Origin of the sequence: Geomonas paludis, assembly GCF_014193585.1 — a bacterium.
In the GTDB taxonomy this organism is placed as follows: domain Bacteria; phylum Desulfobacterota; class Desulfuromonadia; order Geobacterales; family Geobacteraceae; genus Geomonas; species Geomonas paludis.
Genome location: NZ_BLXY01000001.1, coordinates 576,278 through 597,033, shown reverse-complemented (window position 1 = coordinate 597,033; position 20,756 = coordinate 576,278). Strand labels below are relative to the sequence as shown.

The 20,756-nt window shown below is 62.9% G+C and carries 11 protein-coding genes and 1 tRNA gene; 3 read left to right on the top strand and 9 right to left on the bottom strand.

Annotated features, from left to right (window positions below; translation table 11 throughout):
- Window positions 1–87: 87 nt before the first annotated feature.
- The 4 genes from mqnE to H7687_RS02375 all read right to left on the bottom strand — a co-directional run bounded on the left by mqnE (window position 88) and on the right by H7687_RS02375 (window position 4,129).
- Complete coding sequence (mqnE, locus tag H7687_RS02390) at window positions 88–1,164, bottom strand: aminofutalosine synthase MqnE (RefSeq protein ID WP_183344718.1); 1,077 nt, start codon at window positions 1,162–1,164, stop codon at window positions 88–90.
- A 100-nt stretch (window positions 1,165–1,264) separates the two neighbouring features.
- Entirely contained in the window at window positions 1,265–1,870 is a 606-nt protein-coding gene (locus H7687_RS02385; protein WP_183344716.1) for a UbiX family flavin prenyltransferase, read from the bottom strand.
- Window positions 1,867–2,736, bottom strand: coding sequence for a 4-hydroxybenzoate octaprenyltransferase (locus H7687_RS02380; protein ID WP_183344714.1), 870 nt, complete (start codon window positions 2,734–2,736; stop codon window positions 1,867–1,869). The genes H7687_RS02385 and H7687_RS02380 overlap by 4 nt, the downstream gene beginning before the upstream one ends.
- A 46-nt stretch (window positions 2,737–2,782) precedes the next feature.
- On the bottom strand, window positions 2,783–4,129 hold the full coding sequence (locus H7687_RS02375) for a UbiD family decarboxylase (protein WP_183344712.1): 1,347 nt from the start codon (window positions 4,127–4,129) through the stop codon (window positions 2,783–2,785).
- Window positions 4,130–4,393: 264 nt separating this feature from the next.
- Here H7687_RS02375 and H7687_RS02370 point away from each other — a divergent pair.
- Window positions 4,394–4,470: transfer RNA gene (locus H7687_RS02370), tRNA-Pro, on the top strand.
- A gap of 217 nt (window positions 4,471–4,687) precedes the next feature.
- On the opposite strand, the gene H7687_RS02365 is transcribed toward H7687_RS02370, so the two are convergent.
- The 5 genes from H7687_RS02365 to H7687_RS02345 form a co-directional block, all read right to left on the bottom strand.
- Complete coding sequence (locus tag H7687_RS02365) at window positions 4,688–8,257, bottom strand: WD40 domain-containing protein (protein WP_183344710.1); 3,570 nt, start codon at window positions 8,255–8,257, stop codon at window positions 4,688–4,690.
- A gap of 365 nt (window positions 8,258–8,622) precedes the next feature.
- A complete protein-coding gene (locus H7687_RS02360; RefSeq protein ID WP_183344708.1) occupies window positions 8,623–9,828 on the bottom strand; it encodes a hypothetical protein in 1,206 nt (401 codons plus the stop codon).
- A complete protein-coding gene (locus H7687_RS02355) occupies window positions 9,825–10,769 on the bottom strand; it encodes a DUF2157 domain-containing protein (protein WP_183344707.1) in 945 nt (314 codons plus the stop codon). Before H7687_RS02355 ends, H7687_RS02360 begins: the two co-directional genes overlap by 4 nt.
- A gap of 133 nt (window positions 10,770–10,902) precedes the next feature.
- Window positions 10,903–11,502 (bottom strand): hypothetical protein, encoded by a 600-nt coding sequence (locus tag H7687_RS02350; protein WP_183344705.1) that lies wholly within the window; start codon window positions 11,500–11,502, stop codon window positions 10,903–10,905.
- 93 nt (window positions 11,503–11,595) lie between these two features.
- Window positions 11,596–12,288, bottom strand: coding sequence for a hypothetical protein (locus H7687_RS02345; RefSeq protein WP_183344703.1), 693 nt, complete (start codon window positions 12,286–12,288; stop codon window positions 11,596–11,598).
- 1,104 nt (window positions 12,289–13,392) lie between these two features.
- On the opposite strand from H7687_RS02345, the gene H7687_RS02340 reads away from it, so the two are divergent.
- The gene (locus H7687_RS02340; RefSeq protein WP_183344701.1) at window positions 13,393–18,564 is read left to right on the top strand and encodes a caspase family protein; all 5,172 of its coding nucleotides are present in this window, start codon (window positions 13,393–13,395) and stop codon (window positions 18,562–18,564) included.
- On the top strand, window positions 18,561–20,474 hold the full coding sequence (locus tag H7687_RS02335; RefSeq protein WP_183344699.1) for a DUF6531 domain-containing protein: 1,914 nt from the start codon (window positions 18,561–18,563) through the stop codon (window positions 20,472–20,474). The genes H7687_RS02340 and H7687_RS02335 overlap by 4 nt, the downstream gene beginning before the upstream one ends.
- Window positions 20,475–20,756: the final 282 nt, after the last annotated feature.

The window sequence follows — 20,756 nt, the reverse complement described above, 5'->3', positions numbered from 1 at the left end:
ACCTGCGGCTTTCTTGGCTAAAGGGCAACGGGGTGGTGGACCCGGTGGACCCAATGGACCTGGTGGACCCGGTGGACGGGGCAGAATTTAATAAACCCGGAGCTCGCGGTAGAGGGTGTCGCGCTCGACGGGAATGCGGCCGGCCTTGCGGATCATGGTGACGATGCCGTCGCGGCTCATCGCCTGCGGGGTGTCGGCGCCGGCTTCGTGACCGATGCGCTCCTCGACTACGGTGCCGTCCAGGTCGTTGACGCCGAAGCAGAGCGCAACCTGGGCGATCTTCTCGCCCAGCATGACCCAGTAGGCCTTGACGTTGGCGAAGTTGTCCAGGTAGATGCGGCCGACGGCAAGGGTGCGCAGGTCGTCGACACCGCTGGTGCCGCTGCCGGCGATCTTCAACTGGGAGTGCTCGGGCTGGAAGGCGAGCGGGATGAAGACCTGAAAACCGCCGGTCCTGTCCTGCAGCTCCCGCAACTGGCGCATGTGGTCGACCCGGTCCTCGATGCTCTCCAGGTGGCCGTAGAGCATGGTGGCGTTGGACTTGAGCCCTGCCTGGTGCACCTGCTCCATGATGGCGAGCCACTGCGCGCCGCTGATCTTCTCGGGGCAGAGCTGGTCACGGATCTCCGGGGCGAAGATCTCGGCCCCGCCGCCGGGGAGCGAGCCGAGCCCCGCCTCTTTCAGCTTCTCCAGGGTCTGCGGGATGGAAAGCTTGGCGAGGTCGGCCAGGTAGGCGATCTCGACGGCGGTGAAGGCCTTGACGTGCAGCGCCGGGGAGACCGACTTGATGGTCCCCAGCAGTTCCAGGTAGAACTCGAAGGGGAGATCGGGGTGCAGCCCGCCCACCACGTGAATTTCGGTGGCACCCTGCTGCAGCGCCTCTTCGGCGCGGGCGCGCACCTCGTCCAGCGTCATCAGGTAGGCGCCGTCCTCGCCCGCCCTGCGGAAGAAGGCACAGAAGCGGCAGCGGTTGACGCAGATGTTGGTGTGGTTGATGTGGCGGTTGACGTTGAAGAAGACCTTGCGGCCGTTGCGCCGCTCGTTCACCGCCTGGGCCAGCTCGCCCAACTCGAGGAGGTTGGGGTGCCGGAACAGCAGCAGCGCTTCGGCTTCGTCGATGCGGGCGCCGGCCAGGACTTTGTCTTTTATGGCTGCAAATGTCATTGGTGGTTCTTTCCTTTCTTGTCAGACCGGTCAGACCGGTCGGACCGGTCGGACTGGTCGGACTGGTCGGACTGGTCGGACGTCGGACAGCTGTCCTCGCTTACTCGCCGCCCCAGCGCCGGAACAGGGTGTGCTCCACCTGCACGCTGTCCAGCACCTTGCCGACCACGAAGTCCACCAGGTCTTCCATGGTCTGCGGCTGGTGGTAAAAGCCCGGCATGGCCGGTACGATCCTCACCCCCAGCCGGGACAGCTTCAACATGTGCTCCAGGTGGATGGCGTTGAACGGGGTCTCCCGCGGTACCAGCACCAGGGGGCGCGCCTCCTTGAGCATCACGTCCGCGGCCCGCTCCAGGAGATTGCCGGCGTTGCCGCAGCTGATGCGGGACAGGGTCCCCATGGAACAGGGAACCACCAGCATGGCGTCGGGCGCCGACGAGCCGCTGGCGATGGGGGCGAAAAGATCATCGCAGGCGTAGTAGCGCAGCTCGCCGCCGTCACCCAACCTCTGCCGCAGTTGCTCCTGCACCACCTGCGCCGCACCGCCCCACTCCAGGCCGCACTCCTCGCGCAACACCGCAAAGCCCGCCTCGGTGATGAGCACGCTGACCCGCGCTGCCGAGCGCAAGAGTTCCTCGATCAACCTGAGCGCGTAGATGCTGCCGGAGGCCCCGGTTATGGCGATGACGAAATGGCGCTGCTTCACACCGCCCCCGCGCTCAGGGTATCCAGCAGGGTGGCCAAGAAGAGGGTCACGCTGATGTACCCGTTCATGTTGAAGAAGGCGGCATCGAGGGCGTCGAGGTTGCCGCCGCGCAGCAGGTGGTGCTCGTACAGCAGCATGCCGCAGGTGGCGACCAGGCCGGCCAGGAAGAAGGCGCCGAGCCCCAGGTAAAGATGGAGGGCGAGCAGGAACAGGCAGGAAACAAGGTGAAAGATGCGCGAGGTCCAAAGTGAACCGTTCAGGCCGAGCTTGGCGGGAATGGAGTGCAGCCCGCTTTGCCGGTCGAACTCCATGTCCTGCAGGGCGTAGAGGATGTCGAATCCGGCCACCCAGAACAGGACGGCAAACGCCAGCAGGAACGCGGGCAGGTCGGCGCTGCCGCGGATGGCGATCCAGGCTCCCAGCGGGGCCCCGGCGAGGCAGATGCCGAGCACCACATGCGCCAGGGCGGTAAACCGCTTGCAGTAGGAATAGAGGAGGATGAAGCCGAGGGCCACCGGCGACAGGTAGAGGCACAGCGGGTTCAGCATGCGCGCCGCAAAGAGCATGAGCAGCACGGAAAGCACGATGAAGACGATGACCGAGCCGCGCCCCAGCAGCCCTGCCGGGATGGCACGCCCGGCGGTGCGGGGATTGCGGCCGTCGATGTCGGCGTCGATGACCCGGTTCAGCCCCATGGCCGCGGTGCGGGCCCCCACCATGGCCAGCACGATCCAACCCGCCTGCGCCAGGGTGGGGAGCCCCTTGGCTGCCAGCAGCGCGCCGGTGAAGGCGAAGGGGAGCGCAAATATGGTGTGGCTGAACTTTATCATCTCCAGGAATACCTTGATCCTGGCGTACATCGTCATTTCTACTCCTGCCTGACTGCTCATGAGTTCCTTTCTCGCCCCGTGCTCAGAGAAAACCGTATTCCCGCCATCTCCGCTCAACCCGGGCCCTTACCGATGCATCCGGTTGCAACAATTGCTTCGGCTCACCGCCTTCTTCCGGGAGCTTGCCCGTGGCGTCGACACCGAGGCAGCCGTCCGGCGTCACCACCAGGTCGGCGGGGAAACGGACCGCATTCAGTGCCTGCCAAAAACCGTGCGCCAGGGTAAGTCCTTGCCCGGTCTCGTCCACGACCACCAGGAGCTTGCCCCGTTTCAGCCATCCCTCGCTGCGCAGGCGCTCCAGCACCCGGCGTCCCTGCCCGGCCGTCTTCTTCTCGATGGAGATGACGGCGCAGCCATGGAAGATTCCCTCCACCGGCATGACCAAGTCGACGATCTCCGGGCATTGCCGGCGCAGCAGCGGCAGCAGCAGCCGCTCGGCGGCCTTGGCCAGGTAGCAGTCCTCCATGGGCGGGGGGCCGACCACCGTCGCCGGGCAGATGGGATCTTTCCTGCGGGTGACGCAAGTGACCCGCACCAGGGGCACCTCTTCGCCGGCATCGTAGCTCCCGGTGTGGTTGCCGAAAGCGCCCTCGCGGCGGGTGGCGCCGGGGTCGATCACCCCTTCGATGACCAGTTCCGCATCGGCCGGAACCATCAGCCCGGAGTCGAGGCAGGGGACCATGGCCAGGGGCGCCCCGTGCAGATACCCGGCGAAGGAGACCTCCTCCAGCGGTTCGGGCAAAGGGAGCATCGCGGCCAGCGTCAGCGCGGGAGCGGCGCCGACGGCGATCGCCACCGGCATCGGCCGTCCCGCCGCCTGGTAGTTCTGGTGGTGGCCGAAGCCGCCGCTGCCGGCCTTCCAGCGGATCCCCACACAGCCGTCGTCGAAGAGCCGGACCCGGTACATGCCGCAGTTGCCGGCCCCGGTCCCGGCATCGCGGGTGAACACCAGGGGGAGCGTGATGAAGCGCCCGCCGTCACCCGGCCAGCTCTTAAGGAAAGGGTAGCTTCCCAGGTCCGGATGCCGCTCGACCACCTCCTGGCACGGTGCCTGGCGCACCAGGGTCGGAGCCGGCGCGCTCCCGGGTGCAGCTAGGAGCTGTTCCATCTTGCCCGTCAGCAGGGAAAGGTGTTCGACCTGGAGCGCAAGCGCCATGCGGGAGGGGGAGCCGAAGAGGTTGGTTGCCACAGGGTAGGGACTTCCCTTGACGTTATGGAAGAGAAGGGCCTTGCCGCCACCGGGAAGCTTGCTCTGCCGGTCGGTGATGCAGGCGATTTCCAGTTCGGAATCCACCTCCGCATCCACCCGATGCAGCTCACCTGCGGTGTCCAGCACGGCGAGAAAGTCCCGTAAGTCCCTGATGGCCATGCACACTCCGCAAACAACCTGAAGAGAAGGTTTTTAACACTTCCACCAGGCGATGACAACGTTTTTCTTCCCTTGTGCCCCCTCGGGCTCCGGGCCGCCCCCCGGCGGAAATGAACGGCTCCGGACCGCACTTCCTTTGACGAATGGCGGGAGCTGAAAGAGCGAAAATGGATATTTTGCATTGCCGTCGTTGTTAATGCTTGACAAGCCGAGGTCAATGCTGTTATATCTCTCCTCCTGATTGACCCGTCAGAGTTTCAAAACCGGAATGTAGCGCAGCCTGGTAGCGCACCTGCTTCGGGAGCAGGGGGTCGGAGGTTCGAATCCTCTCATTCCGACCATACTAGAGAAGGCCCCTGATAAAAATCAGGGGCCTTTTTCCGTTTGGCTCCGCCCCTCTCCGGTCTGGAGAAAACTTCCCTATACCTCGTCACTTTACGTTCATCCGACTCAAGTCCCCGTGCGAGCCGAACTGAGCAAAACACCGGTCGAAGTAGAATACCTCACGGAGCCCCTTGCTGGCCTGCAGTTACGAAGGTAATAATCTGCTGAATCGCTCTATTCTCGCAACAATCCTTGCGCCCGATCCAGTATGGCGACTGCCAGACCAGGCAGATCATCAGCCTTGCCTATTATATTGAAATCCTTTCGTACCTTGCCTTCACGCATAACCACCTTCACCGTTACCGTGGCTCCATCAAGCGCGTACCGACCAGACATGCGCCAGGCCCCCGGCAGTTCGTCGGCATCTACATAGACCAGATGATCCCCGCGCAACCGAGCCGACTGTTCCCGCAGTTGGCTGTTGACCTCTTTTCCAAGTGAGATGGTGTCATCATAGTCCACTTCATCCTGAAAGCTTGCTTTCAGAATCATGGGCTTAACGGTGGCTAGTGGAATTAGTGATTTGTCCGTAGCGGTCAACTGGCCGATGTCGAAGCTGCTGCCACTGGGGGAGGCGATCAGCGGTTTCTGGATGCCGCCAACAGACCTGGCCAGACGGGGCACCTCGTCGGCCACGTGCTGGAAAAGTTTTTGCACATCGACAAACTGGTCGTCCCGCAGGGCAGCCCCCTTCATTCCTTGCAGGATGGCCCAGGTGAGTAGCCCCTGGCCGTACTGGGTCGCTTCCAAACTCTGCTTGTCGGCGGCGGCTCCCATCAGCACATGGAAGCCGGTACGGTCCTTGAGACGGTCAAGGGAGCGGACCTGGTCGCTGGAAAGGGAACGTTTTTCCACCAGTTTCGCAACAGCCCCTCCTGCCGCGCAGGTATCCATCACCATGACCTGCTTAAGGGCTGGGATCAACTTGATCCACTCGGTCAGCTCGCTGCTGGAGACGCCTGATTGCCTGCGGACGACCGGATCGGAGAGGTCCGTGGTTCTGGCCTCGGAAGTAAGATAGTAATAGTCGGAGCCTTCGCCGGGGCTCATGACGCCGTGGCCAGCCAGGTAGATGACCAATACGTCGCCAGCCTTGGCTTTGTGCGCCTGGCGGAAAGCGTTTTCCAGGTTTTCGCGGGTAAGGGGCAGGCTTTTGAGGGCATCTTCGCTTTGTGAGTGTGAGGGGTAGTCGGAAAGGAGAGAGATATGCACCTTCTCAGCCCCGAAGAGCCGCCTGGCTGAGACGGAAAGCGCCTGGGCCATGTCGGAGGCGTCCTTGCCGGAGAAGGTCAGGTTCATGACTGGGTTCGCGTATCTGGAGACGCCGGCGACGATGGCGTACAGGGTAGGTGGCTCGATCTTGACGGCAGGCGGAGCGCGGAACCGGATCGGGTTGCCCCGGCTGGAGAGGTACCCCTCGCCGTTCCAGGCCAGCACCTCGATGCTGTTTTCTTCGCCGGGCTTGAGGAGCGATTCCGGTATCTCCACCGGTAGCTCTAAGGACCCGGCAGCGGGATCGGGCTTGGGGCCGCGGGCATCGGCGGCGATCTCCTTGCCGTTCACCAGCACCCGCACCCGGCCGATGCCGCCGCCACGGTTTTTCAGGTGGATTGTGGCGATAGAGCTGTGCTCCGATGGCGGATCGACCTTCATTTCCGGGAAAAGGGCTACCGAGGCAAAGGAATCGACCTTGCGCAGCGGCTCCCTGTTGAAGCCCATGATCTTGGCCAAAAGCGCGGGCTCGTAGTAGCGCTCCTTGAACTGGGACAGTGCGATAGGCTCGTCCTTGTAGACCCAGTGCAGTCCTTTCACCTCACCGCCGCTGCTGGCATCGAAGCGCCCTTCCTGGTCGACCACCGCCCAGGTGCCGTCGGTGAAGGAAACCAGTGTCGCAAGCTCCCGGCCCGTCTCAGCGTCCCAGAGCTTCGCGGTAGTGTCCCAACTCCCCGTCATTACCAGCCGGCCATCCGGGGAGAAGGCTACCTTCTCGACCAAATACGAATGCCCCCGGAAGGCGCGGATCTCCCGACCCGTCTCAGCATCCCAGAGTTTCGCCGTAGTGTCCCCACTTCCCGTCAGCACCCGGCGACCGTCAGGAGAGAAGGCGACGCTGTGGACCCAGCCCGAATGCCCCTGGAAGGTACGGATCTCCTGACCCGTCTCAGCATCCCAGAGTTTCGCCGTATTGTCCGAGCTTCCCGTCAGCACCCGGCGACCGTCAGGAGAGAAGGCGACGCTGTTGACATATTTCGAATGTCCCCGGAAGGTACGGATCTCCTGCCCCGTCTCAGCATCCCAGAGCTTCGCGTCATTGTCTAAGCTCCCCGTCAGCACCCGCCGGCCGTCAGGGGAGAAAGCGACGCTGTCGACAGCAGACGCATGCCCGCGGAAGGCACGGATTTCCCGGCCCGTCCCCGTCTCCCAGAGCTTAGCGCTTTGGTCCGAGCTTCCTGTGAGTACCCGCCGGCCGTCAGGTGAGAAGACAGCGCAAAGGACATATGCCGAATGCCCCTGGAAGGCGCGGATCTCCCGGCCCGTTTCCGTGTCCCAGAGCTTCGCGGTGTTCTCCCAGTTCCCAGAAAGTATCTGCTGGCCGTCGGGGGAGAAGGTGGCACCGTCGAGCCACGCATGCCGGAAGGCGCTGATCTCCCGACCCGTCTCAGCGTCCCAGAGATTGCCCCCATGCAGCAGCCGCCCGCCATCGGGAGAGAAGGCGACGCTGCTGGCACTGCCTGAATGCCCTTGGAGGGCAAGTATCTCACGACCCGTTTCAGCATCCAGGAGTTTCGCTGTGTGGTCATCGCTACCGGTGAGTAGCTGCCTGCCATCGGGAGAGAAGGCGACGCTGTTGACATTGTTTGAATGCCCTTGGAAGACACGTATCTCACGACCCGTTTCAGCGTCCCAGAGCTTCGCGGTGTGGTCCCAGCTCCCCGTCAGTACCCGCCGGCCGTCAGGGGAGAAGGCGACGCCTTTGACACCGGACGAATGCCCACTGAAGGACCGGATCTCACGACCCGTCTCGACGTCCCAGAGCTTCGCGGTTTGGTCCAAGCTACCCGTCAGTATCCGCCCGCCGTCGGGGGAGAAGGCGGCACTGATGACCCCGTCCGAATGCCCCAGGAAGGTACGGATTTCACGACCCGTCCCGGTGTCCCAGAGTCTCGCGGTCTCGTCTAGGCTCACCGTCAGTACCGACCGGCCATCCGGGGAAAAGGCGACGCAGTGGACCCAGCCCGAATGCCCCTGGAAGGCACGAACCTCCTGACCGGTCTCCGTGTCCCAGAGCTTCACGGTGTTGTCGCCGCCCCCCGTCAGTATCAGGCGGCCGTCAGGGGAGAAGGCGACGCTGGTGACACCAGAAGGATGCCCTTGGAAGGCACGTATTTCCTGACCCGTCCCGGTGTCCCAGAGCCTCGCGGTATGGTCACTGCTCCCCGTCAGCACCCGGCGACCGTCAGGAGAGAAGGCAACGCTATTGACGTTGTGCGAATGTCCCAGGAAGGCGCGGATTTCCTGGCCCGTCCTGGCGTCCCAGAGCTTCGCGGTATGATCATTGCTCCCCGTCAGTATCCGCCGGCCGTCGGGGGAGAAGGCGACGCTGTCGACTCCGCCCGAATGCCCCAACTGGATCTGCAGGCGCAACCCGTTGCCGACGTGAGGCTTAAGCGGAGCCGCGGCGGATACGCTGCCATAAAAAATCAGGCTGCAAAACAAAAGAGGGATAATGTGCTGGATTTTCATCGGATCGGCCTCCGAGAGAACTGTTTGAAAAAGAGAATCGGAAGGACAAACCAACTCGGGCGTAGGTACAGCGCATCATAGTCGAACCCACGCTCGATATTCTCTCCTAAAGCCATAGAAAACCACAGACAACCGGCCGGCTCATCATAAGGGTGATGGGGGACACTACAGGACAACGTATTCACTGTCAACTGGGCAACTAGACGGCTCAGCCATCAGAACAGCCGATAGCTGGGAGCGGAGAATCTGTTCAACGGAGGTGGTAGAGGACCGAGCGACTGATGGAGTAGGAGCTGTTTACATACCTGCAAATGTCAAAATCTCAACAACGTCCCCCCGAAGTTCTTCATCCTCACACGGATCCACTAATAGCGGCCGGATGCTCCGCCTCCCCCGAAGGTACCACCGCCCGGTTGAAATCCCTCTGCCTGTGACACCCTGGCCGCCGGGGCGAGGGGCTGGATTGCCGCCAACGCCTCGGCATTGAGACCATAGAGGCGTGGTTCAAGGAGCGGTTCTGCGGTAAAGGCGCCCCGGCAGCGCTTCAAGCCGGCGCGCAGCCAGCGCAGCAGACCGAAGGCGAGACCGGCCACCAACAGCCCCGCAGCCGTCAACTCTTCGGCAAGATGCCCGAAATGTACGTAGTACTTGAGGGTGAGGATCGACAGGATGGCAGAGACAACGCCAAACCAGAGCAGCGCCCGGTCGCGGCGGCCGATTCCCATCGCAAAAGCCACCACCGGCAGGATGGCGGTAAGCAGGACACAGAAGTGGTCGCTCCAAGGGAAAAGCGAGTCTACCGGCGTCCACCCAAGCCATTCCCGCCAGATGAGTCGGTGAGCAAAGAGGTTCACGTCAAGATAGATCCCCGCCCAGGCCGCGAGGCGCACAGTCTCCAGAGACCAGACGTATCCGCGAGGCAGGCTGTTGCGGCCAACGAGTCGCAGTTGCGCCCAGCTTGCCGCTACCGTGAGCAGCAGCAGAAGGACGAGCCGAGGAAGGTGCGGCTGCTGCCAATGGAGAACATCCGCGACATGGAAGGGAAGACCGGCGAGGGCGAGCATCGCCCCGAACGCCGCCAAGGCATAGCCGTAGCGGACCGTCAGCAGGACCGCTCCACCGAGGACGATTACGTGCGCCACCAGCCACGCCAGGCGTTCCGCGCTGTGCCCCCAGTCGTGAGCGGGGATGGCAACCGCCAGGGCGAGCATGCCGACCGCCTGTAGCAGCAGTGCCTCCTCGGCGCCGCAGCGATATAGGCGGCGGCCGGCTATGAGCTCGTGATCGGCGACCCAGGCGCAGAGGGGGGCAAAGATCAGACACAACAGAGTGCCCCCCACTTCCTTGACCTCGAAAATGACAGCCGGCAGCGCCACCAGAGCCGCCACTCCGACCGTGGTGAACAAGCCGAGGAGGATGCGGATAAAAACGTTCACGCGCACCAGTTCCGGCCGATAGCGCTCCGCCACCATCGCTGCCTGCTCGGCGGTAACGATGCCGGCCTCCTGCCAGCGCCGCGCCTCCTCCACCACCGCCACCCGGCGCTCGCCTTTCTCATAGAGGGCTATCATTCGGCACTCCTAAAGCGGCGATGCAATGCCACCAGGGCCGTCAGCAACGACGCTGCGCTGACCAGGAAGTAGAGTATGCCCCCTTCACTGCTCCAGTGACCGCGATTGAACACGAAGATGGTGATGCCGAGATAGCCATAAAGGACGGCGTACAGGAGGAAGGCGAAACTGCGTTCACGCAGGGCGTAGAGGGCGCTGCCGCTGCCGGCCAGCAGCAGGCCGGCAAGATAGGCCGGACCTGTGGCGCGGGGGGCGACCCCGGCGACCAAGGCGGCCAGGAGTACGTTGACCCCGAGGTGCAGGTGGACTGGGAGGAAGTGGCGTTTCCAGCCGAGTCGGGTCTGTACCGCACCCGCCGCCACAACCAAGGCCCCGAAGAAGAGGGCGTTGTCGCGCAGGGTGCCATCCCAGAGCCCCGCGCCGAGCAGGCTCGTCTTGACTCCGAGCCAAGCGCCGAGGGTGGAGAGGGCCAGGGAGAGGACCAGGCGATTGTCAAAATAGTGGGCGCAGAGGAGATACGTCAGGGCGGAGACCAGCAGCCACCAGTTCCAGTATTGGGCGAGGAGTTGGTAGCGGAGTTCCAGATAGCCCTGTAGCGTTCCGAGGAGGAGGCAGCCGAGCAGGAGGACATAGTCGTAGGCCGCGTCGGGCGTCGGGAGTCCATCCCGAGAGAAGCCGCCACCGTGGCGCAGGCAGTAGGCAAAACACGCCGCGCATCCCAGGGCGATGGTCGCGAGCAGGGTCAGGTGGCCGATGGAGGCAAAATGTTTGGCGACAAGCAGACCGAGTCCGGTAGTCAGGATCAGGATGCCGCCATAGAGGAGCAGCCGCAGCTCCCAGTGCACCGAAAATAGTTCCCGACCGTAGATCCGGCGCAGCAGCGCCGCCTGCTCCCGGCTCAGGATTTCACCACTCTCAAGATCGTTCAGGGCCTCTTGCACCGAGCCTCCCTTCGTCATTCCCAAGGACCTTCTTTCACCTGCTCTTCACTGCCCCGAGACTAAGGACGTGGTAATGCCATGTCCTCCGACTCACAAGACAAAAGGAGGCGAGCTTATGTGGATATGAGCGCTGTTATTTGTCCTGTTTTTTGTCGGTTTTATATTCATTGATTGTCATTTCAATCATTTTGGCAAAAGCAGGGTCGCCACTCATTTTACTTATTTGAAACATGGTGATGCCAGCACTGTCCCCAAAAATTAGTTTAGGAGCCGTGAAGTTGCAGTGTTCCAGCCCAAAATTGGCACTACCATTGAATACAAGGGAGCACCTATCAAATTCGCATCTAATAAATTTTTTGCCGTCAAGGACTACACTTTGGGTCACGAAGCTTTCGTCAACAACAGGCGTTAACTTTTCAGGTTTATCTTGTTGTTTGTTGTACGTTTTTTTTAGTTCTTCAATTTCATTTGAGTGCGTTTCTTTAAGCGACTTCGAATGCCGCACTACTAAATTCAGAACAATAAATGTTCCTATGAGACATATCAATGTTGGCGCAAGTATCTGTACTAATAATTTTTGTTGGTCAAGTAATGTATAGCCTGCTAATGGCAGAAACTCCGGGAGACGCGTGGCGAATGTTGCTAATAGTATTGTTACCCCAACTGCCCATCTTGACCATTTTGTCGGTAGCCAAACTTCAAGGATGGGGTCAAGAAGCTTCATAATACTCATTTGCGACTCCTTCTATTTTCTTTGCATAACGGGTCGGCGATGACCGGCGCGGGCTTTGTCGCGACCGGTCCACTGTCCGTGTTGGAACCGCCTTTATGCGCTGCTATCTCCAGCATCATCAGGAATTATCGGCACTATAGTTGATGGGCCGAAACCAGCTGACTCGAAGATGGTCTGAAAACATCTTTGTATCATTAGCATTGTTGTCTGGTAATATTTCTGATCGATTACAATGTTTTCGACTAAAAGTGATAAGCCAATGTCCTTTCTTGCCAGTTCTATAAGTCTCTTCTTATCCCTTGATTGTGCGGTGCAACCATTGGCATGAATAATACAGTCCCTAACTTTTTGAAAGTCATTAAGCCATTGCCAAGCATCTGTGTCCTGAACAGGCACCGATGCTACCCGTGTCAAAAAAAGTTTTGTCCTCTCAATTACCGAACCTTTGAGATTGTTCTCTGTGATAGTAAGCTTTCTGCGTTTTGCGATTTCGTCACATACAGCTCTTAGTCTATCTTCAAGTGTGATGTAAAGTAGCACCACATATGAATACCTGATCTTTGATGGGAAATCGAATTCATATCGCTCTCTGAAGAATTCAACTTCTGACTCCCAAATTGCAAATTCTTCTTCATTCAGGTTAGGCGGTGGCCACTGCTGCAATTTTTCCTTTTCTGCGTCCATTGCTGCCTGAAACTGGGCTTCCATGAGGTGGAAATAGTCCTTCAAATTATCCAACTCAAATTCCGTTTGCCATCTGTGAACGTCCCAGTTTAGAACAACCATGGTTTTTCCTTTAATCTTCCAACTCGTTGTTGATTGGTATCCGTATATAGATGATTTGTGCCTTATATAGCTGGCTATATAAGTGACCACTCATCCCCTATATAGGTGACATAATGGCGGAGTCTGACTTTTCCTTTTACTCTGGAACAATCCCGGTCCACGATTGCTGAATCGGTCTTGATCGATCCGTAGTTTACCCGCCATACCTTTTGCTCTGGGTCCCATCTGTCGTCAGGTTTTCTCCGGCCTCTTCATCATATCTGTACCGGACGCACAGGAGCGCGGCGCCATATTTTGCCAACAGCCGACGGGTGCCCTTCTGCCCAGGTTTAGTCGGCTCATCGGCTCCACAGGTTTTCATGGATTTGCCACACGCGACCGGCAAGATACCACGCTTAGTTAACGGCTTTCAATTCAAAAGCACCCATCGACCCTACAAATGCGCACCTGCCGCGGAGCGGCTATATCCACGATCAGACACACATCACCAGAAGTGATCCATGTCTACCTCTATCTGCTTGCCACGCCCTCTCGCGCCAGCTGGCCAGGCACATGGGCCTGCTCGACTCCCTCTACCAGCTCACCCCCAACGATCTCAACCACGGCCACCGGCGGGTCTACGACCGGGTCCTCCTCGACCGCGAGATCGACGAGGCCGGATTGCGCCAGCTCTCCCAGGGGGGGCTCATGCTGAAGCTGCTGGCCGTCTTCCAGATGGACAGGATGATGCGGCGCCCCCGGCAGCGATGCCTCCCGCAGTGCTGGGAAATGGAAAATTTTCCTGCGTTTTTTCTGACACGGTTGCCGTTGACAATACGCCTGATCAGAGCTCTAATCCGGTGCCAAGGTCGCCCCCCTGCCTCCGAATCAAACCATCCTGAACCCTGGACGGCCTCGACTCCAAGATCAGCGAGCTCACGTCCACGGGCACGAAGCACTCCTCCCTCTTCACCTGGCGACCGTGACCGAAGCCGAAGCGGCGCAAAGTCTTCCCGACGTCATCAGCGTCGCCATCGCGTATCGACAAAAAATGATGATTCTGATATAAACTCAGCCCATTTTTCATGGAGATGAGCCGCTTGAGCAACATTTGAGGAGGTGGCGATGAGACATGCCTTTCTCGCAGTGCTGATGATCCTCACCGTGGTGTTTCCCGTGTGGGGCGAGGACCGCAAGGTCTTCGACGACCCCCGCCTGGTACAGTGGTCCGCCCTGATGCGTGAGGGGAAGCGGGATGAGCTTTTGCGCCTGGTCGAGGCGGACCTGCGCAGCCCGGCGCCCCACGTCATGGCCCCTTTGGTATGGGTCAACGTCGCGGGCCCTCCCGAAAAGATGGCCGAAATCGCGAAGACGCGCAGTGACGCGGCACTGGCCAAGGGGCTCGGCCACCTGCCGCGCATTTTTTACCTGAGCGACCAGAACCTGAACCACAGGATGCTCACCGAATTTCCGGCCCGGGGCGCGGAGGATGGGCCCGACCCGGTGGCGCTCGAGTACCTGTTCTGGGCCGCGCGCGACTCCGCCCAGCACGAGGCATGTTTCAGCTACACCATCGCCATGCTCAAGAAGGCCCCCGACGTGTTCTGGTTCTCCTGGGTCGCTTTCAACCTGTGCGAGTACGACGAGAGGATGAGGACGCGCCTGCAGCAGAAACTGGAGCACGAGAAGTTCCTGGAGGGGACTGCCGCTGCCCGCTTCCTGCTGCACATGCTGTCCAAGCGCCCCCTCGACGAGGATTTCATGGTGCAATGCGCCAGGGAGTGGCTGGAGCGCTACCCCCAGGACACGTTTGCCCTGCGTTTCCTGGGCATACACCTGGCCGGGCGCGGCGATCACCAGGAGGCCCTGAAGGCCTTCGAAGCGTCCTACCGCTCCTTCCCGTTCTATTTCCGCTGGTTGAACCACGCCGAATCGCTCGTCAGGCTGAAAAAGGACCAGGAGGCGCAGCAGCTCCTGGCGCTGAGCGTCGCCTACAACACCGAGCAGCCGGAGGCCGAGGCGAAGCTGCGCTACTATACCGTGCTCAAGGAAATCAACACCGAGAAGGCGGTCCAGCTCCTCGATCAGTACGGGGCGATGTATCCCGACCACGAGGGGCTGCTGGCGGCCAGGGTAGACCTGGAGGACTCGTCCAAGAGATACCTGGACGCCCTGGAGCTGGCCCGGGACCTGGTGCGCCGCGCCCCCAAGCCACAGCACCAGGTCCGCCTGCTCAAGGCGCTGCACTACGCCCACCGCGACGAGGAGGCCCGCAAGACCTACCGCGCCCTGGCGGCGACGCTCGAGGAGAGGAGCTCGGAGTTCTACGACTCCGCTCGCGAGGTCCTCGAGCGGGAGGGGAACCAGGCCGACCTGGAGGCACTGTGGAAGCGGTTCGCGCAGGAGTACCCCGATTCGGTCCTGCTGGCGGAGCGCCGGGCGGACGCGCTGGCTGCGGCAGGCAAACTGACGGAGGCCGAGGAGCAGTACCGGCTCCTTCTCAAGATCGCAAAGCCCTCGGACCAGCAGTTGAGGAAGTACGCGGCGATATTGCGCCGTAGCGGCGGGCTGCCGGCGCAACTCGCTGAAATGGAGCGGATCGTCCGGCTATACTCCTGGTCCTACCGCCCCCAGCTTCTGGCCTCCTCCTCCGCGGCGCCGCACCAGCCCCCCGCGGCGCCCGCCGCACCCGGGAACGCCCCCGCGCACCTGGTGGCGCAGGTGGGGCACGGGGCGGGGGTGACCGCCCTCTCCCTCTCCGCCGACGGCTCCTTCCTGGCCAGCGCCTCCGAGGGGAGCGTCCTCATCTGGCGCGTGGACAACGCCCAGGAGCTGCGCCGCCTGCAGCAAAACGGCGAGGTCTGGAGCGTCGCCTTCGCGCCGGACGGGACCACCCTGGCCACCGGCGGCAATGACGGCGCCATCCGGCTCTGGAGCCTCTCAGGCAACCTGTTCCGCTCTTTCGACCACGCCGCGCCGATCACCGCCCTCGCCTTCACGCCGGACGGGACCATCGTGGCGGGGAGCTCGGACGGCCAGGTCACCCTGTGGGACTCCGCCGGCAAGCGGCTCGCTTCCCTGTCGGAGCCGTCCGCGGCAGGGGTGACCGCCCTCGCGCTCTCCCCCGACGGCAGCCTCGCAGCGACCAGCTCGAGCAACGGTCCGGTGCGCCTCTGGGACCTGCGCAACCGCAAGCGGCTGGCCACCCTCTACGGCCACCTCGACGCCTCCACCGCCCTCGCCTTCCTCCCCGACGGCCGCTTCCTGGCCACCGGGGGCCAGGACGGCACGGTCCGGCTCTGGCACCTCGCCTCGGGGGCCGACCTTGGCAACGTCGCCATGCCGGACAAGGTGAAGTGCCTCACCGTGCTGCACGGCGTCAAGGGGATGACCCTCGCCGTGGGTACCGCCGACGGCGGCATGCAGATCGTGGACCTGGAGGCGATGAAGCTGACGGCCACGCCGCTGCGGCTCGGGCACGAGATCCGCTCCCTGGCGCAACTGGGCGACGGGGGGGAGCTGCTGGTCGCCCCTGACGACGGCACGATCCGGGTGGTCGATCCGGCCAGCGGCAAGGAGCGCCGCTCCTTCCAGGGGACCGCGGCCACCCGCCCCCCCTTCTCCTTCACCCCCGACGGCAGGTACCTCCTTTCCGGGGGGGAGTTCGGGGCGGTGCACCTTTGGGGGCTGGGCGCCAAGTACGGGGAGCAGGTGGTGCGGCTGACGCAGAAGGGGCCGGCCTTCGGACGCGGCACACCTGACGGCAGGCAGGTGGTGGTGACCGGGGCCTCCGGCGAGATCGCCCTTTGGGACCTTGAGACTCAAAAGCTCGCCGCTAGTCTCCCCGCCACCGCCGGCAGCCTCTCCGACGCCATGGTCTCTCCCGACGGCAAGACCCTGGCGACGCTCTACCGCGAGGGCACCGCGCGGCTTTGGAACCTGGCGGGAACCCTCAACGCCACGGTGAAGCGGGTCCTCGACTGGGGCCAGCCGGTAGCCTTCCTCGATGCCCGTCGGGTGGCGGTCGGCTCGGAGGACAGCAACCTCTACCTCCTGGACGCAGCCTCCGGCCTCGAGCTCTCCCGCCTCACCGGACACAGCGCCGGCATCAGCGCCGTCGCCGTTTCGGCCGACGGCCGCCTCATCGCCAGCGGCAGCCTGGACAGGAGCGTGCTGGTCTGGGATACCGCGACCGGCAAGAAGTTAAGCCAGATCGGCCCGCACGAGGGCGCCGTGGTGGCGCTCGCCTTCGCCCCCGGGAGCGGCCTGGTCGCCAGCGCCTCCCCCGGCAGCCCGATCCGCCTCTGGGACCCCGCAACGGGCGCCCAGAAGCTGAGCTTTGGCACCGACTCCCTGGACAGCGACACCCTCGCATTCTCCCCGGACGGCCGCTTCCTTCTGACCGGGAGCACCCTGAGCGGGATCAGACTCTGGGACTGCGCCACCGGCCGCCAGATCGCCCACTATCCGATGCGCGAGGTCCCCCTGCTGCGCCAGGACTGCTTCCACCCGTCCGGCGAGTTTGCCGTCATCCCGGGGGACCAGGGAGTGGCGCAGTTGGTGCGGACCTCCACCGGCACGGTGCTGGCGCGGCTTCTCTCCTTCGCCGACGGCAGTTGGGCGGTGCTGGACTCGAAAGGGAGGTACGACGCCTCCAACGGCGGGGAAATAAACGGCCTGCACTGGGTGGTAGGCAACGAGACCATCGACCTCTCCCAGCTCAAGGAGCGCTACTACGAGCCGGGGCTCCTGAGCAAGGTGCTCGGCCTGAACAGCGACGCGCTGCGCCCTGTGGACGCGCTCCAGCAGGTACGTCTCAGCCCGCAGGTGAGGGTGACCATCCCGAAGGACGGGAGCGGCCTGGCGAGCATCTCGCTCAAAAACCGCGGCGGAGGCATCGGCAAGGTGCGCATCCTGGTCAACGGCAAGGAGGTCGCCGCCGACGCGCGCGGCGCCAAGGCCGATCCGGCGAGCCCGTCCATCGAGATCCCCCTCGAGATACCGGAGGCCCTCTTGCTGCCCGGGGAGGAGAACAGCATCCAGGTCGTGGCCTGGAACGAGGAGGGATACCTCTCCAGCCGCGGGACCCCGGTCTCGTTCCGCCCCGCCAAACGACCCGCCTCAGCGGAGGTCTCCCTGCACGCCATCGTGGTGGGGATCTCGCAGTACGCCGGCCCGGGGATGAACCTGGCCTTCTCGGGCAAGGACGCCTCCGACATGGCGGACGCGATCCGGGTCTCGAGCCGCCGGCTCTTCGGCGTGGACCGGGTCCAGGTCACGCTCCTGACCGACTACCCCCAGGCCCGGGACGCGGCGCTCCCTACCCGCGAGGCGATCGCGCAGGCTTTCAAGGCAGCAGCCAAGTCGCTCAAGGCGGGGGACATCCTGGTGGTCTACCTCTCCGGCCACGGCGTCATGGCGGGAAGCGGTGACGGCGCCGACTACTACTACCTGGCCCGGGAGGCGCGGAGCACCGACCTCTCCGACCCGTCGGTCCGCTCCCAGTACGGCATCTCCTCGACCGAGCTCACCGAATGGATCAAGCAGATCCCCGCCCTCAAGCAGGTCATGGTGCTGGACACCTGCGCGGCGGGGGGGATCGTCACCAAGCTGGTGGAGAAGCGCGACCTCCCCAGCAGCCAGGTGCGCGCCCTGGACCGGCTCAAGGACCGCACCGGGTTCCACGTCCTCATGGGAGCCGCCGCCGACCGGGTGAGCCTGGAGGCGAGCCGCTACGGCCAGGGGCTGCTCACCTGGTCGCTTTTGGAGGGGATGCGGGGCGCCGCTCTTCGTGAGGGGGAGTACGTGGACGTGCAGAAGCTCTTCCAGCACGCCGAGGACAAGGTCCCGGAACTGGCCCGGTCCATCGGGGGGATCCAGAAGCCGATCAAGGCGTCCCCCGCCGGCAACAGCTTCGACTTCGGCCGGGTGCTGAGCGAGGACAAGGGGAGGATCCCCCTGGCAAGCGACCGTCCCATGGTGCTGCGCGCCACCTTCCTCTCGGCGCGCCCCCCGGTCGCCGACACCCTCAGGCTCAGCCAGTCGGTCAACGCCGAGCTGCGCGAGCAGGGCGCGGCCGCGCGTGGCTCGGGCATCGTCTACGTGGACGCGGAGGAGCTTCCCGGCGCCTATTTCCTTTCCGGGAGTTACCAGAAAAACGGCGGCGCCGTCACGGTGCAGGTATACCTCACGGAGGGGGAGAACCAGAAGGCCTCCTTCACCGTGAGCGGCAGTGCGGAATCCCTGCCCACGCTGGCGCGGGAGATCGTCCGCAGGACTGAGGAGGTGCTGAAATGATCGGATCGCTGCGCATCAGGCAGGCCGCCGGGCTGCTGGCCCTGCTCCTGCTGCTCATTCCCCTTCCCTGCCGGGCCAACGTGAGCCTCAAGAACGGCAACTTCTTCATGGCCTACACCGACGCCACCTTTCCGGGAGGGCTCGAGCCCAAGATCGAGCGGGTATTCAACTCCAAGACCTCCTTCAGGTCCATCTTCGGGAATGGCTGGGGCTCTGAATTCGAGGTGTACCTGAAGGTGGGGTACGACGGCTCCCTGGTGGTGCATGAATTCGGGGGGGGCGCGGAGACGGTCTTCACCCCCCCCACCCTCAGCCCCCAGGCGGTCAGCGAGGGGGTGAACCGGTTGGTCGCCGTCCGGAGCCAGCAGCCCAAGGAGGAGTTCGATGCCCGGCAGTACCGGCAGAAGCTGCTGGACGACCCGGAGTTCCGGACCTCGGAGTGGGAGGCGTGCGTCAAGGCGCGGCTGCTCGAGCCGCGCCGCCTCCCGGTCGGCACGCTCCTCACCAGCCAGCGCTTCGGGTACCAGTCCATCGTGCGCACCAGGACCGGCTACACCCGCTCCTTCAGCTCCGGGAAAAAGGAAGAGTACGACAGCCGGGGCAACCTGGTCCGGATCTCGGACAGCAACGGGAACTTCATCGCCATTACCCGGGACGACAAGGGGAGGATCGGCGTCATGGAGGACAACTTCGGGCGCAGCTTTTCCTTCTCCTATAACGGCGCCGGCCTGGTGGAGAGGATCAAGACCAGCGCGGGGACCGAGGCCACCTACCGGTACAACGACCTGTTCCAGTTGATCGAGAGCCGGGACACGGACGACAACAAGTACCTGTTCGAGTACGACAACCGCCACAACATGACGGCTATCCACTACTCGGACGGGACCAGCATGGAGATGCGGTATCACCGCATGGAGAAGGGGGAGAACATCCGCAGCGTGAAGGACCGGGACGGCACCCTCACCCGCTACGACTACGACTTCACACCCGAGGACCGTTCCCACTACAAGATATCGGTCGAGGTCCTTGACGCCACCGAGAAACCGATCACCAAGAGCATCTACGAGTACTTTATCGGGGTCAACGGTGTTGGCCAAACCTACACCAGGCGCATGATCACCGATGTCGATGGCGACCGCACCGACACGGAGTACAACGAGTCCGGGGGGCTGCCGCTCAGGATAAGCCGCAACGGTGAGACCACCAGGTTCGAGTACGATGACTACGGCCAGGTGACCCTCAAGGAGACTCCGACCGAGAAGACCGAGATACGCTATCACCCCACGGTACGCAAGATAGTGTGGGTACGCCGGACGGCCATCCCGTCGGGCGAGGCGCAGGAAACCCGGTTCCAGTACGACGAGCGCGGCAACCTGCTGCAGGCGGTGGACCCGATCCAGGACAGGAAGGTGACCCTGGAGTACGATGCTCACGGCAGGATCGCGGTGATGAACTCGAAGACCAGGCGGATCTCCTTTACCTACAACAACGCCTCCAAGCCGGTGGAGATCAGGGTGGACGGAATAGGCGCCATCCACGTGACCTACCAGGCCAACAACGAGATCGAGCAGGTGACCGCAGAGTCCTTCGAGCCCGAACCTGTCCCGGGTCCGGACGCCGGCCAGGCGGGCGCCGCGGCCGCTAGCCGGCAGGCTGCTCCCCAGGGGGAGCCCCCGAACCAGGATGCCCCAGCCGACGTGGAGCCGCCCCAGGAGCGTCTGCCGGGCGCCGACGGCTTGCAAGACGAGGATACCGACTACGTCAGGCCTCCGGGGGGCGAAGAGCCCGATCAAGAAGAGCCTGACCAGCAGAAGGGCCGCTCCAACCGGCGCGCCGCGCTGGAGGTCACCGCTGCCTTCCAGGAGCTCCTCGACCTGATACGCCCGGCGGGCGTGAACCTCAACTTTTAAAGCGCAGGAAGGGGGGGGCGCAGACCGGCTCCGGCAGTGATGCCCCCCCGGACCACCGGACAATAGAAAATCTCCGTGCGTTTTCGCTGACAACGATGCTGTTGACAACCGGCACCATTTCGAGCTCTAATGAGATAAAAATGGTCCTCTTTGTAACCCGTGCAAAAGGAGAACAATCTCAAGGCACACAACCTTGAATCATGGGCTTTCGGCTACTGGATCCATCTCAGAATCTCATAGTCCTTTAGGGGCTTTGCCTGATTTTTAAGTAGTGGAGGGTAT

Excerpts from the sequence above, each read along its gene's own strand:
- mqnE (WP_183344718.1), bottom strand. The coding sequence starts at position 1,164 with ATGACATTTGCAGCCATAAAAGACAAAGTCCTGGCCGGCGCCCGCATC.
- H7687_RS02380 (WP_183344714.1), bottom strand. The coding sequence starts at position 2,736 with ATGACGATGTACGCCAGGATCAAGGTATTCCTGGAGATGATAAAGTTC.
- H7687_RS02375 (WP_183344712.1), bottom strand. The coding sequence starts at position 4,129 with ATGGCCATCAGGGACTTACGGGACTTTCTCGCCGTGCTGGACACCGCA.
- H7687_RS02365 (WP_183344710.1), bottom strand. The coding sequence starts at position 8,257 with ATGAAAATCCAGCACATTATCCCTCTTTTGTTTTGCAGCCTGATTTTT.
- H7687_RS02360 (WP_183344708.1), bottom strand. The coding sequence starts at position 9,828 with ATGATAGCCCTCTATGAGAAAGGCGAGCGCCGGGTGGCGGTGGTGGAG.
- H7687_RS02350 (WP_183344705.1), bottom strand. The coding sequence starts at position 11,502 with ATGAGTATTATGAAGCTTCTTGACCCCATCCTTGAAGTTTGGCTACCG.
- H7687_RS02345 (WP_183344703.1), bottom strand. The coding sequence starts at position 12,288 with ATGGTTGTTCTAAACTGGGACGTTCACAGATGGCAAACGGAATTTGAG.
- H7687_RS02340 (WP_183344701.1), top strand. The coding sequence starts at position 13,393 with ATGAGACATGCCTTTCTCGCAGTGCTGATGATCCTCACCGTGGTGTTT.
- H7687_RS02335 (WP_183344699.1), top strand. The coding sequence starts at position 18,561 with ATGATCGGATCGCTGCGCATCAGGCAGGCCGCCGGGCTGCTGGCCCTG.